The following is a 12,881-nucleotide window of genomic DNA, read 5'->3' as shown; positions in this document are numbered from 1 at the left end:
GTCGCTTCGCGTTACCGTGCGAGCCTGGCCATGAGGGAGCTCGCCTCCTGTGACGCACTGCCGCCCTCCGCGAGATGTGCTTGCCCGGCGGGCAGTTCACGGCCGTGGTGGGCCATCGCCTGCGCGTACAGGCGGCCGGCCCGGTAGGAGGAGCGGACCAGTGGTCCGGCCATCACGCCGGCGAAGCCGATCTCTTCGGCGGTGGTGGAGTGCGCCACGAATTCCTCCGGCTTGACCCACCGCTCGACGGGGTGATGCCGCGGCGAGGGCCGCAGGTACTGGGTGATGGTGATGATGTCGCAGCCGGCGTCGTGCAGGTCGTGCAACGCCTGAGTGACCTCGTCGGGGGTTTCACCCATTCCCAGGATCAGGTTCGACTTGGTGACGAGTCCGTCTTCGCGGGCGGCGGTGATCACGTCGAGGCTGCGCTGGTAGCGGAACGCCGGGCGGATGCGCTTGAAGATGCGGGGCACGGTCTCGACGTTGTGGGCGAGGACCTCGGGGCGGGTGGCGAACACCTCGGCGAGTTGCTCGGGTTTGGCGTTGAAATCCGGGATCAGCAGTTCGACGCCGGTGCCGGGGTTGAGCTGGTGGATCAGCCGCACGGTTTCGGCGTAGAGCCAGGCGCCGCCGTCGGGGAGGTCGTCGCGGGCGACACCGGTGATGGTCGAGTAGCGCAGGCCCATGGCCTGGACGGACTCGGCGACGCGGCGGGGTTCGTCGCGGTCGAGGTCGTCGGGTTTGCCGGTGTCGATCTGGCAGAAGTCGCAGCGGCGGGTGCATTGCTGCCCGCCGATGAGGAAGGTGGCCTCGCGGTCTTCCCAGCATTCGTAGATGTTGGGGCAGCCGGCTTCTTCGCAGACGGTGTGCAGGCCCTCGCGTTTGACGAGGCTTTTGAGCTCGGAGTATTCCGGGCCCATCTTCGCTCTCGTCTTGATCCAGTTCGGCTTGCGTTCGATCGGGGTCTCCGCGTTTCGGATCTCGAGGCGGAGCAATTTGCGTCCTTCTGGGGCCACAGTCACGCAGACGATGGTACGCCCGGCCCGAGGTACCCGGCGGGCCGGGGACGCCCGTCAGCCGTACTGAACAGTAGTGAAGGTGGGGGTCGACGAAGAGCGCTGGGCGGCCGCGGCAGCGTCGAACTCGACCCGTTCGATGTCGTGATCGGTGATCGGCAGAGTGCCGTCGAGTGCGGCCAGGACCGCTTCGGTCACGGCGGGAGTGACCTCGTCGACCGTCACGTCGCGGCCGAGTTCGTGCGAAAGCGTGGTGACCCCGGCGTCGCGGAGGCCGCAGGGAATGATGTTGTCGAAACCCGTGAGGACCGAGTTGCAGTTCAGCGAGAAGCCGTGCAAAGCGACGCCCCGCTGCACTCGGACGCCGATGGCGGCGATCTTGCGCTCCGGTAGCCACTGCCCCTCGGTCAGGGAGGCAGCCAGCCACACACCGGAACGACCCTCGACCCGGCCGCAGTCCAGGCCGAGGTCGGTGCAGACGGTGATCAGTGCCTGCTCGAGGCGGCGCACATACTTCACGACGTCTACCGGTTCGGCGAGCTTCAGGATCGGGTAGCCGACGAGCTGGCCGGGGCCGTGCCAGGTGATTTTCCCGCCGCGGTCGACGTCGATCACGGGCGTGCCGTCACTCGGCAGGTCCTCGGGTTGCGTCCGACGCCCGGCGGTGTACACGGGCGGGTGCTCGAGGAGCAGCAGCGTATCGGCGCCGATGTCCTCCGCGCGTTGGGCAGCGAGCTCACGCTGACGATTCCATGCATCGACGTAATCGATCAGGCCGAGATTCTCGACGGTGATCGGGTCGCGGCTGAAACGGGCGGAAAGTGGCACGCTGCTCATGTGCTAGAGATTACGCCCGGCTCGAGTTGCCGCGGACGTGACCTCCTTCACCGCACGAGGCAGGCATCGAGTGCCTCACCGATCGTGTTGTGGCGAAAAGAGAAGCCGCACGCCTCCAGAACGGTGGGGATGGCGCGCTGGCCCGCCAGGATGCCTTCTCTCGCGAACTCGCCGAGCAGTGCGTTCAAGGCGAAACCCGGGACGATCCAGGGCGCCGGACGGTGCAGGGTCCGCGCCACCGCACTATTGAACTCGGCATTGGTCACGGGTGCGGGCCCGGTGAGATCGACCGGTCCGTCGACGTCGTCGCGGGCGAGGAGGAACTTGATGGCATCCACCTCGTCCTCCAGCGAAATCCATGACAGGTACTGGCGGCCGTCCCCGAGGCGTCCACCGAGGCCGATCGAATACAGCCGCCGCAGCTTGCCGAGCAGCCCACCCCGCGGTGAGAGGACGATCCCGCTGCGGATCAGAACCGTCCGGACGTTCGACGCGACCGCAGGAGCTGCGGCCGCCTCCCAGTCGCGACAGGTGTCGGCGAGGAACCCGGTACCCGATGGCGAGCTTTCGTCGACGACGGTATTGCCCGTGTCGCCGTAGTAGCCGACAGCGCTGGCGCTGACGAACGCGGGGACGCGAGCCTCCGCAACCGCCTCGGCCAGGACGTCGGTGGCTGCGATGCGGCTGTCCCGGATCAGTTGTTTGTACGCCCCGGTCCATCGTTTGTCACCGATGCCGACACCACACAGATTCACGACCGCGTCGGCGTCGGTGAGGATCGCCGTGTCGAGCCGGTCCTTCTGCGGATCCCACCGCGATTCGTCGGGTCCGGCCGTTGCCCGCCGCACCAGCCGGACGACGTCGTGGCCGTCGCCACGTAGAGACGAGACAAGTGCAGTTCCGATCAGCCCCGAGGAGCCGGCGATGACAACGCGCATGTGCAACAGCCTCCTTCACAAGGCAGGGGCACCATTCCGGAATGAATGGTGCCCCTGCGCGAATCCGAACCGAACCGACTCGGTGTGCTCCGCGAACTACAGGCCGAGATCAGCCTCGAACGAAGCCTCCTCCAGGCGATGCTTGACCGTGGTCAGGAAGCGTCCGGCATCGGCGCCGTCCACCAAGCGGTGGTCGTACGTCATCGGCAGGTAGCACATCGAGCGGACGCCGATGGATTCGCTGCCGGACTCGTCCGTCACGACGACCGGGCGCTTGACGATCGCGCCGGTACCGAGCATCGCCGCCTGCGGGGGCACGAGGATCGGGGTGTCGAACAGGGCGCCCTGGCTACCGATGTTCGTGATGGTGAACGTGCCACCCGACAGCTCGTCGGGCTTGAGGCCACCGGACCGGGCGCGCTTGGCGATGTCGGCGATGGCGCGGGCCAGCCCGGCGAGCGACAGATCACCGGCGTTGTGGATCACCGGGGAGAGCAGGCCCTGCTCGGTGTCGACCGCGATGCCCAGGTGCTCGGCGTCGTAGTAGGTGATCTGCTTGTTTGCCTCGTCGTAGCTGGCGTTGACGTTCGGGTGCGACTTCAACGCCTCGACGACAGCCTTCGCGAAGAACGGGAGGAACGTGAGCTTGACGCCCTCGCGCTCGAGGAAGGTGTTCTTGGCCCGCGCACGCAGTGCGGCGATCCTGGTGACATCCACCTCGAAGGTCTGGGTGAGCTGCGCCGTAGTCTGCAGCGACTCCCGCGTCTTCGTCGCCGTGATCTGGCGAATACGGTTGGCCTTCTGCGTCGTTCCGCGCAGGTGGGCCAGCTCCGGGCGGACTCCGGCTGAGGTGGGCGCCGGTGCCGAGGCGGCCGCCGCGGGGGCCGATGCCGGTGCTGCTGCGGGAGCCTTCTTGGCCTCCGCCGCCGCGAGGACGTCCTGCTTGCGGATGCGTCCACCGACGCCGGTGCCCGTGATCGAGGACAGGTCGACGCCGTTGTCCGCGGCGAGCTTGCGGACGAGGGGAGTGACGTACGGGGTGCTGTCGCCGGACGGTGCAGCGGGTGCCGACGTCGCGGCCGAGGGTGCCGGTGCGCTCTTGGCGGGCTCCGCCTTCGCGGGCTCAGGCTTGTGTTCGGGCTTCGGTTCCGGCTTCGGCTCTGCCTTCGCAGGTTCCGGCTTCGGCTCTGCCTTTGCGGGCTCCGGGGTCGGCTCGGGTGCCGCAGCAGGCTTCGCGGCGGGAGCGCCGGATCCGATGACGGCGAGCTGACCGCCGACCGAGACCGTGTCGTCTTCCTGCGCGCTGATCTCGAGGAGGGTTCCTGCCACGGGCGACGGGATTTCGGTATCGACCTTGTCGGTCGAGACCTCGACGAGCGGCTCGTCGACGGCAACCTCGTCACCGACGGCCTTGAGCCACCGGGTCACGGTGCCTTCGGTGACCGACTCGCCCAGTTCGGGCATCGTCACCGGGGTGCCGTCGGAGCTTCCGTTGCCGGACGAAGCCGGTGCGGATTCGGCGGCCGGTGCCTCCTGAGCGGGTTCCGCGGCCGGCTCTTCGGCCGGCTCTTCCGCGGCCGGCTCGGGTGCGGAGTCGGACGACGGCGCTTCACCGTCGTCACCGATCACGGCAAGCTCGCCACCGATTTCCACGGTGTCGTCTTCCTGAGCGACGATTTTGCTGAGCACGCCGGCCACGGGGGACGGGATCTCCGTGTCCACCTTGTCCGTGGAGACTTCGAGCAAGGGTTCGTCAACTTCGACCGTGTCTCCTTCCTGCTTGAGCCATCGCGTGACAGTTCCCTCGGTGACACTCTCACCAAGCGCTGGCATCTGGACGGAGAAGGCCATGTCTTTTGACTCCTCGACAGTTGTGTTCGGGTTGTTGAATTTTGTCGACTTGTGGTCGTGAACCATTGTGCTCGAGATGCACATATCTTGCGGCTACTCGCAGGTAATTCCGATTCGTCGTCACCCACTCGCTGTGTCGGCGCTCCACATCTTTCCATTGATCGGAGGCGCGCGTCCGTCGAGGGTTCCCCCACGTCGGCTCGGGTGTGTCGCGACGTTCGCCCTACTGGCGAGTAGTTTCCGATCGCGGCACCGAGCGGAAGTTGCCTGGCAAACTGGGGGAACCGTGCCGGCACCGACCGGCGCACGCTTCCGAGGAGGCCCGACGTGGGGTTGTTCGACCGTTTCTCGCGGCCACGACCGGGCCGCCGATCCCAGGCATCGCCCGAGGACGCTTCCTATCTGGCGAATTGGGCGCGAACTCACCTCGGCGTCGAGGCTTATGTGGAACCGCAGACCACGGTGACCGAGGTCACCGTGGTCTTGGTCGCCGCCGACGGGGAATGGACCCGGCGCCGCGTCGGCGGCGAGCGGGGCGCCCGCAAGCTCGGCGAAGATCTGCAGATCCCCGTCTACGACGTCCGCAAGACCGGTTACCCGCAGCGCATGCGCGACCACGACGCGCGGCGGCGCATCGAACGCCGACGCGAGCGGGAACGCGACCTCTAGGCGGCTTCGCCGCCCGTGCGCCTTTTTGGTAGCGGCGACAACCAGAAAGGCGCACGAGCGCGGAGCGCCTAGCCGTTGGCTGCGATGTCCTCGATCACCGAAATCATGGTGCGCACCGGGACTCCGGTGCCGCCACGCCCGGTGTACCCCCACGGGCCCGACGAGTTGTAGGCCGGTCCGGCGACGTCGATGTGTGCCCACTGGACGCCGTCGGCGACGAACTCTTTGAGGTACAGCCCCGCGGCCAGCATGCCGCCCCAGCGGTGGTTGGTGACGTTGGCGAGGTCGGCGACCTTCGAATCCAGGTCCGCACGCAGCTCCGTGGGGAGCGGCATCGCCCAGGCGTTCTCGCCGATCGCCTGCGAGATCGACGCGACCCGGTCCCGGAATTCGTCGGTGCCCATTACGCCGGGTGTACGAGTGCCGAGCGCGACCACCTGCGCGCCGGTGAGAGTGGCGGTGTCGATGAGGTAATCGGGGTCGTCCTCGCAGGCGCGGACGATGGCGTCGGCGAGAATCAGGCGCCCTTCGGCATCGGTGTTGATGACCTCCACCGTGGTCCCGCCGTACTGGGTCAGTACGTCACCGGGACGCTGGGCGGTGGACGAGGGCATGTTTTCAGCCATCGGCACGGTGGCGATGACGTCGACGGGCAGTCCGAGTTTCGCCGCGAGGACAACCGTGGCGACGACTGCTGCCGCGCCGCCCATGTCGGAGGTCATGTTCTCCATGCCCGCAGCAGGCTTGATCGAGATGCCGCCCGTGTCGAACGTGATGCCCTTGCCGACGAGCGCGACCTTGGGGGCGTTCCGCTTCTTCGCCGAGTAGCTCAGCCGGACCAGTCGAGGAAGGCGCGACGACCCCTTGCCCACGCCGAGGATCCCGCCGAACCCGTTCTTCTCCAAGGCCTTCTCGTCGAGGATCTCGACCTTCAGCCCGGACTCTGTGCCGAGAGTCTTTGCGCGCTCGGCGAATTCGGCCGGAAACAGGTGGCTCGGGGGAGTGTTGACGAATTCGCGTGCGGTGGCGACGGCCTCGGCGATCGCGGCCGACCTGGCCAGCGTCTCCTTGGCTTCCTTCGCGCGGGGGGACGACACGAGAAGCTCGACCCGCGAGACCGGCTGTGCCTCCGGTCCGGGCGCGGATTTCGCCGACTTGAACTCCGTGAATCGGTACGCGCCGAGCGCGAAACCCTCGGCCGCGGCGCCGAGATCCAACGACGACAGGGTGGTGGCGACGGTATCGACACCGCCGAGTGAGCGGGCCGCCGCCCCCGCGGACCGGCGGATCTGCTCCGCGTCGAGCTTGTCGGCGCCGCCGAGCCCGACCGCGAGGACGCTGTCGACCGGGAGCGTGTCGGGAGCGGGGATACGCGTGGTCTCCTCCGCCTTGCCCTTGGCTCCGACCGCGACGAAACGGTCGAGGAGTCCGGCGAGGACCGATTCGTCGACGATGCCGTCGCCCAGCGCGATCTCGGGGCCGTTCGACGTGGACGTCAGCCCGATCACCAGCACGTCCACCCGCTTGCCGACAGTGCCTGCAAGGGCGAGTTGTGGTCCGAGGGGTCGAGCTGTGCGAGTGCTCACGGTGTCTCCTGAAGCAGTTCGGGGTTCGGGTCGTGCCGGGCCGGTCCGGCGCTCGTCCCGATGGTAGTGCGCGTGTGCCGTCACCGACGCGGGGTGCTGCGGGGTCCGATAGGTTTGTGGCCATGACCGAGGAGCAACTCTCGCAAGGGCCGATTCACGCCGTTCACGTCGAACTCGGGGCCACGTTCGCGCCCTTCGGTGGATGGGAGATGCCCGTGTCGTATGCGGGGGTCGTCGCCGAGCACACTGCCGTGCGGGAATCGGTGGGCGTGTTCGACGTCAGTCATCTGGGCAAGGCTCTCGTGCGCGGCAAGGGAGCCGCAGCTTTCGTCAACTCCGCGTTCACCAACGATCTGGACAAGATCGGCCCCGGTAAGGCGCAGTACACGCTCTGCTGTACCCCCTCCGGCGGAGTGATCGACGACTTGATCGCCTACTACGTGAGCGCCGAAGAGGTGTTTCTCGTCCCCAACGCCGCCAACACCGCTGACGTGGTCGCGGCGCTGGCGGCCAAGGCGCCCGAAGGTGTCACCGTCGACAACTGCCACCGCGATTTCGGTGTCATCGCAGTTCAGGGGCCGAAGTCGCCGGAAGTGCTCGCCGCGCTGGGCCTGCCGACCGACATCGAGTACATGGGCTTCGCGGACGCCACGTGGGAAGGCGTGCCCGTGCGGGTGTGCCGTAGCGGGTACACCGGCGAAATCGGATTCGAAGTCCTGCCCCGCTGGGAGGACAGCGAGAAATTGTTCCGGGCCGCGGTCGAGCAGGTTCGGACCCGCGGTGGTCAGGTCGCGGGTCTCGGCGCCCGCGACACCTTGCGGACCGAAATGGGATATCCGCTGCACGGTCACGAGTTGTCCTTGGAAATTTCTCCGCTGGAGGCACGGTGCGGATGGGCGATCGGGTGGAACAAGCCGAAGTTCTGGGGCAAGGAAACCCTGGCCGACGAGAAGGCTGCCGGACCCGCCCGCAAGCTGTGGGGCATCAAGGCGCTCGACCGCGGGGTGCTGCGAGCAGGGCAGAACGTCCTCCGCGACGGTGAGCCGATCGGCGAGACCACGTCGGGCACCTTTTCGCCCACACTCAAGGTCGGTATCGCCCTCGCTCTGCTCGATTCGGATGCCGGTGTCGCGGCCGGTGACGCTGTCGACGTGGATGTGCGCGGACGCGCGTTGCGGGCGGAGGTCGTGTCTCCGCCCTTCGTGAAGACCAGCACCAAGTAGCCGCTGCGGGTCGACCCTCTCGGGCGCTGGGGAGCAGGAGGCGTTCGATAGGATCACCGGCATGACAGGTGTCACCGAGTTCATTCGCGTCCCGCATCCTTCCCCCGCCTCGGATGAGGCGCGGCGAGAGATATTGGCGGCGCCCGGATTCGGTCGGTACTTCACGGACCACATGGTGTCGATCACCTACTCCGCCGTCCACGGTTGGCACGACGCCCGGGTGGAACCCTACGGTCCGCTCCAACTCGATCCGGCGGCCATGGTGCTGCACTACGGGCAGGCCATCTTCGAGGGACTCAAGGCGTACCGGCAGCCGGACGGTGGCATCGCGACGTTCCGCATCGAGGCAAACGCCGAACGACTCGTCACCTCGGCTCGTCGGCTCGCGATGCCCGAACTTCCCGCCGAGTTGTTCGTCAAGTCGATCACCGAACTCCTCGACGTCGATCACGAGTGGGTGCCTGCCGCCGGCGGTGAGGATGCGCTGTATCTGCGTCCTTTCATGTTCTCCACCGAGGCCGGCCTGGGGGTCCGGCCGGCCGACGAGTACCGCTACCTCCTGATCGCCTCGCCTGCGGGGGCATACTTCCCGCGCGGGGTGAAACCGGTCAGCGTGTGGCTTTCGACGGAGTACGTGCGCGCGGCTCCCGGAGGAACCGGCGCGGCCAAGTTCGCCGGCAACTACGCGGCTTCGCTTCTCGCCCAGGCGCAGGCGGCCGACGAAGGCTGCGATCAGGTGGTGTGGCTCGACGCCCTCGAACGTGCATACGTCGAGGAAATGGGCGGAATGAATCTCTTCTTCGTCTACGGGTCCGGTTCCGATGCCCGCCTCGTCACACCCTCGCTGTCCGGCTCGCTGCTTCCGGGCATCACCCGGAATTCGCTGCTGACCCTGGCAACCGACGCCGGTTTCGCAGTCGAGGAACGTCGTATCAGCACCGAGGAATGGCGAACCAAGACCCTGTCGGGAGAGATCACCGAGGTATTCGCCTGCGGCACCGCGGCAGTCATCACCCCGGTGGGGCGGGTCAAGTCGGCAGAGGGCGAGTTCGTCGTCGCCGACGGGGAGCCGGGAGAGGTCACCATGGCCCTTCGGGACACCCTTACCGGGATTCAGCGTGGCACGTTCGCCGACACCCACGGCTGGATGCACAAGCTGCGCTGAATCGGGGCTTCTCGGCGGTCGCTCAGAGGAGGAAACCGACCGCTGAGGCCGCAACCGTGATCTCGATCGCGGCACCCAGCACGTCACCGTTCACGCCTGCGAACCGGCGGACACAGTGCGCCACCAACAGAGCCGACAGGGCGAGAGTCACCGCGACGACGATGATCCCGTGCCACCAGTCGGGGCCGCACCACGCCGCTGCTGCTAGCAGCGGGACCGTCCAGGCGAACGCCGTCCACCACGACTGCGTTTCGGCAACGAGTGCGCCGAAACCTTCGGTGGCGGAAGCCGGAACTCCACGGCGGCAAGCGAATACGACGGCGACCCGCCCGGTCGCCACGGCGACTGCTACGGCCCCGAACTGTCCTGCAACGGCGAGTGAACCGAAAGCAAGAGCCTGTGTCCCGAGGCAAATCAGCAGGGCACACACGCCGAACGGGCCTGCGCCGCCGCTGTGCATCACAGCCTTTGCGCGTTCCGGCGGCCCGTAACACCCGAGACCGTCGACCGTGTCGGACAACCCGTCGATGTGCATGCCACGAGTGGCGAGCGCGAGAGCCCCGACCGTCAACAGTCCTCCCAGGGCCGGGTTCAGTCCTGCCGACACCAGGAGCCACAGCAGGCCGGCAGCGAACACGCCCAGAGCCGCACCGGTCACGGGTGCATATCGGATCGCGCGCCCGCCTGCCGCACGGTCCACGCTGTCGGGGCCGCGGAGCGGGAGCACGGTCAACCAGGAAAACGCCAGCAACAAGCCAGACACGATCAGTCCACGTCGGCGACGTCGGCCTCGGTGACGTCGCCGGTGCTGACTCCCGCCTCGTCGAACGTCGCCATGAATGCGAGTGTGGCGACGGCGCCTTGCAGGATCGGTAGTGCGGCCACCGCGCCCGACCCCTCACCCAAGCGCATGTCGAGTTCGAGGAGAGGGTCCAGCTGCAGGTGTTTCAGGGCGATCGTGTGTGCCGGTTCGGTCGACCGGTGTCCCGCGAGCCACCACGCGCGGGCGCCATGGGCCAGTTCCTCGGCAACCATGGCAGCGGCCGTGACGACGACGCCGTCGAGGATCACCGGCGTCCGGCGCGCGGACGCCTGCGCGAGAAAACCTGCCATCGCTGCGATGTCCGCGCCCGACACGGTGCGTAACAAGGCCACCGTGTCACGGACGACGGGCCGAGCGCGGCGGAGGGTGTCGCGGATCACCGCCGTCTTTCGTATCCACCCGGCGTCGTCGATACCGGTTCCCCGGCCCACCGCTGCGACGGGCTCGGTGTCCGTCAGCGCCGCGATGAGCACCGTGGCAGGGGTGGTGTTGCCGATTCCCATGTCTCCGGCGATGAGAAGATCAGCGCCGGAGTCTATTTCGTAGTCCGCGATGGAGCGTCCGGCTTCGATCGCCCGTAGGGTCTCTTCGGTAGTGAGTGCGTCCTCGCGGTCGATCACCCCCGACGAGCGCCGCACCTTGTACGCCGACACCGTCGGATCGGTGTCGCCGTCGACCGACATGTCGACCACGCGCACACTGGCACCCGCTCGGTCGGCGAGAGTGTTGACCGCGGCCCCACCGCCGAGAAAATTGGCGACCATTTGCGCCGTCACTTCGGGGGGATACGCCGACACCCCGGTGCGCGCGACTCCGTGATCCCCGGCGAAGACCACGACGCGGGCCCGCTCGAAAGGTGCGGGCGGACATATTCCCTGGCATGCCGATGCCCAGCATGCGAGTACCTCGAGCCGTCCCAGTGAGCCGGCCGGTTTGGTGAGCTGCAGCTGACGGGCTTCGGCCGTGCGGCGGATCGTGTCGTCCGGCGGGGAAACTGGATCGAACCGACCGGGGTCGTTGCTCACGGACTCGCTCGTCACGCTTGGCCTCTCGTTCGACTGGGAACTGTTGTCCCGGATGCATTCGCGGCGGGTAGGTCTTTCAGGGTCATGGTCAGCCCGGCCACCACGAGGACTGCCCGATCGCAGACCTCGGCCAGCCGGGCGTTGAGGGCGCCGATTTCGTCGCGGAAGAGGCGTCCGGAGCGGGTCTCCGGGATGACCCCGAGGCCGACCTCCGGTGTCACGAGGACGAGGTCACCGGCGTAGTCCCGGACGCTCGCGACCAGTTCCTCCACCTCGCCTGCGAGGGTGCCTCGCGGCAGATCCCAGGCGCCGGCGGCGTCGAACTCCACGGTCAGCCAGGTGCCCAGATCGTCCACCAGGGTGACAGGGGCATCGGTGGACGACCGCAATTGTTCGGCGAGGTCGCGGCCCGGGGCAGTCTCGATCGTGGTCCAGGTGGCGGGACGGCGGACTCGGTGCTGCTCGACGCGGTCCTCCCAATCGACATCGCTGGGATCACGGCGACTGGTGGCGAGGTAGCGGACCGATTCGGTACCCGCGAGAGTGTGCGCCAGCCGTTCGGCGTATGCCGACTTCCCGGATCGTGCGCCGCCGAGAACTAGGGTTCGCGAGGACCTGTGGGGGAGATCCGGTCGGTTCGGGGGCTCGGCAGGGGGCACGGACCCCAACGCTACCAACCCGACAATTTGGCAGTATTCTGACGTACATCGTCATTTGCGCCACTGTTGGCCGGAAGTAGTCGAGCGGAGACTTTCAGCCATGACTGAGTTCCTCGCCCTCGTAGCGCTCTTGGTAGCGCTGAACGCGGCCGTGATGTTCGCCGGGAAACGCCTGGGCACGCCACGCCCGTGGCTTCGCCGCAGCTTCCGCGACAACTTTTTCCGGCCGGCAGCCCCGCCTGCGGATCAGTCGGATGGCCACGACGCCGAACTCGGCCGACTACTCGCCGAGTCGCACCGCGCGCCGCATCACTGACGCAAAGAGGGTGAGTCCTAGATCGCGTCGCCCGGACGAACCCGGGGCTTCGGAGCGCGAAGCTTACGAATCTGCGACGCCCGAACGAACGCATACCAGCCAAGTTTGAAGCCGCCGTCGATCGTATCCGGGAAGCGCTCGCGCACCCGGGAGTTGATCTTGCGACCCAGCCACACGCCTTCTGCGGCCATGAACAGCATCATCACGAGCATCGCCAGCGTCACGATCGCCTGCAGGGCGGGGCTGACGAACATCGCCATGATCAGTACCAGCGCCAGTGGCATGAAAAGTCCGACGAGGTTGCGCCGGGCGTCGACGATGTCGCGGACATACGCGCGGACCGGCCCCTTGTCGCGCGGCAGGAGGTACTTGTCCTCCCCGGCGAGCATGCGGGCGCGCCGCTCGGACGCCGTGGCCCGCCGTTCCGCGGCAGCGATCTTGCGTTCTTCCTTGCTGCCCCGCGTGGCTTTGCGGCGTGCCCGCGCCTCTTTCGCTGTCAGAGGTGCCGGTGCCACAGGTCCTCGCCGCCTCGCTTCCGCGTCGCGGCGTTTAGGAGTCGGACGGCCCTTGCCGACCTGTTCGGCAGACTCGGGTTCCGGTGCCGTGGACGGCGCGACCGTCTCGGCATCCCGCTTGTCTGAATTGTCCGAATCACCGCGGCGTAGCAATTTCACTCTTCCAGCCTATGGGAAGACGCGGCCACGAGGAAAACTGCCCTCGCACCGAAATGCGGGGTGGCCTCGGGCGGGCGAAGGCTTCGTGGGTGTGAGGAC

Annotated in this window: 13 protein-coding genes; 4 read left to right on the top strand and 9 right to left on the bottom strand. The window is 67.5% G+C overall.

The window, feature by feature from the left end:
• Positions 1-11: 11 nt before the first annotated feature.
• The 4 genes from lipA to sucB form a co-directional block, all read right to left on the bottom strand.
• Complete coding sequence (gene lipA / locus L1080_RS13255; RefSeq protein ID WP_250777122.1) at positions 12-1,022, bottom strand: lipoyl synthase; 1,011 nt, start codon at positions 1,020-1,022, stop codon at positions 12-14.
• A 51-nt stretch (positions 1,023-1,073) separates the two neighbouring features.
• Complete coding sequence (gene lipB, locus L1080_RS13250) at positions 1,074-1,853, bottom strand: lipoyl(octanoyl) transferase LipB (RefSeq protein WP_159921627.1); 780 nt, start codon at positions 1,851-1,853, stop codon at positions 1,074-1,076.
• A 47-nt stretch (positions 1,854-1,900) separates the two neighbouring features.
• Positions 1,901-2,791 (bottom strand): TIGR01777 family oxidoreductase, encoded by an 891-nt coding sequence (locus L1080_RS13245; RefSeq protein ID WP_159921629.1) that lies wholly within the window; start codon positions 2,789-2,791, stop codon positions 1,901-1,903.
• 96 nt (positions 2,792-2,887) lie between these two features.
• Positions 2,888-4,642 (bottom strand): 2-oxoglutarate dehydrogenase, E2 component, dihydrolipoamide succinyltransferase, encoded by a 1,755-nt coding sequence (sucB, locus tag L1080_RS13240; protein ID WP_159921631.1) that lies wholly within the window; start codon positions 4,640-4,642, stop codon positions 2,888-2,890.
• A 327-nt stretch (positions 4,643-4,969) separates the two neighbouring features.
• Between sucB and L1080_RS13235 the strand changes: the two genes are divergently transcribed.
• Positions 4,970-5,311, top strand: coding sequence for an oxidoreductase (locus L1080_RS13235; RefSeq protein ID WP_109329171.1), 342 nt, complete (start codon positions 4,970-4,972; stop codon positions 5,309-5,311).
• 68 nt (positions 5,312-5,379) lie between these two features.
• On the opposite strand, the gene L1080_RS13230 is transcribed toward L1080_RS13235, so the two are convergent.
• On the bottom strand, positions 5,380-6,897 hold the full coding sequence (locus L1080_RS13230; RefSeq protein WP_250777121.1) for a leucyl aminopeptidase: 1,518 nt from the start codon (positions 6,895-6,897) through the stop codon (positions 5,380-5,382).
• Between the two features lie 122 nt (positions 6,898-7,019).
• On the opposite strand from L1080_RS13230, the gene gcvT reads away from it, so the two are divergent.
• Both gcvT and L1080_RS13220 read left to right on the top strand, forming a co-directional pair.
• A complete protein-coding gene (gcvT, locus tag L1080_RS13225) occupies positions 7,020-8,120 on the top strand; it encodes a glycine cleavage system aminomethyltransferase GcvT (protein WP_159921635.1) in 1,101 nt (366 codons plus the stop codon).
• Between the two features lie 61 nt (positions 8,121-8,181).
• A complete protein-coding gene (locus L1080_RS13220) occupies positions 8,182-9,285 on the top strand; it encodes a branched-chain amino acid aminotransferase (protein ID WP_250777120.1) in 1,104 nt (367 codons plus the stop codon).
• Between the two features lie 22 nt (positions 9,286-9,307).
• Here the strand turns inward: L1080_RS13220 and L1080_RS13215 are convergent, their stop codons facing one another.
• Genes L1080_RS13215 through cobU form a run of 3 tightly spaced genes read right to left on the bottom strand, consistent with a single transcriptional unit; the run spans position 9,308 to position 11,792 of the window.
• A complete protein-coding gene (locus L1080_RS13215) occupies positions 9,308-10,048 on the bottom strand; it encodes an adenosylcobinamide-GDP ribazoletransferase (protein WP_159921639.1) in 741 nt (246 codons plus the stop codon).
• Positions 10,049-10,050: 2 nt separating this feature from the next.
• A complete protein-coding gene (gene cobT, locus L1080_RS13210; RefSeq protein WP_250777119.1) occupies positions 10,051-11,148 on the bottom strand; it encodes a nicotinate-nucleotide--dimethylbenzimidazole phosphoribosyltransferase in 1,098 nt (365 codons plus the stop codon).
• Positions 11,145-11,792: a bifunctional adenosylcobinamide kinase/adenosylcobinamide-phosphate guanylyltransferase gene (cobU, locus tag L1080_RS13205; protein ID WP_250777118.1), complete on the bottom strand. Its 648-nt coding sequence runs from the start codon at positions 11,790-11,792 to the stop codon at positions 11,145-11,147. The genes cobT and cobU overlap by 4 nt, the downstream gene beginning before the upstream one ends.
• Positions 11,793-11,892: 100 nt before the next feature.
• Here cobU and L1080_RS13200 point away from each other — a divergent pair, with 100 nt between their 5' ends.
• Positions 11,893-12,108 carry a hypothetical protein gene (locus L1080_RS13200; protein ID WP_250777117.1) on the top strand — a complete coding sequence of 72 codons (216 nt, stop codon included), beginning with the start codon at positions 11,893-11,895 and terminating at the stop codon, positions 12,106-12,108.
• A gap of 17 nt (positions 12,109-12,125) precedes the next feature.
• Here the strand turns inward: L1080_RS13200 and L1080_RS13195 are convergent, their stop codons facing one another.
• A complete protein-coding gene (locus L1080_RS13195; RefSeq protein ID WP_250777116.1) occupies positions 12,126-12,782 on the bottom strand; it encodes a DUF3043 domain-containing protein in 657 nt (218 codons plus the stop codon).
• Positions 12,783-12,881: the final 99 nt, after the last annotated feature.

Origin of the sequence: Rhodococcus sp. MSC1_016 (assembly GCF_023667485.2) — a bacterium.
Lineage (GTDB): Bacteria > Actinomycetota > Actinomycetes > Mycobacteriales > Mycobacteriaceae > Rhodococcus_F > Rhodococcus_F oxybenzonivorans.
The sequence above is the reverse complement of the archived record's forward strand: the minus strand, read 5'-3'. Positions and strand labels throughout refer to the sequence as shown.

Coding starts and splice junctions, on each gene's coding strand:
- lipB (WP_159921627.1), bottom strand. CDS start 1,853: ATGAGCAGCGTGCCACTTTCCGCCCGTTTCAGCCGCGACCCGATCACC.
- sucB (WP_159921631.1), bottom strand. CDS start 4,642: ATGGCCTTCTCCGTCCAGATGCCAGCGCTTGGTGAGAGTGTCACCGAG.
- L1080_RS13245 (WP_159921629.1), bottom strand. CDS start 2,791: ATGCGCGTTGTCATCGCCGGCTCCTCGGGGCTGATCGGAACTGCACTT.
- L1080_RS13200 (WP_250777117.1), top strand. CDS start 11,893: ATGACTGAGTTCCTCGCCCTCGTAGCGCTCTTGGTAGCGCTGAACGCG.
- L1080_RS13220 (WP_250777120.1), top strand. CDS start 8,182: ATGACAGGTGTCACCGAGTTCATTCGCGTCCCGCATCCTTCCCCCGCC.
- gcvT (WP_159921635.1), top strand. CDS start 7,020: ATGACCGAGGAGCAACTCTCGCAAGGGCCGATTCACGCCGTTCACGTC.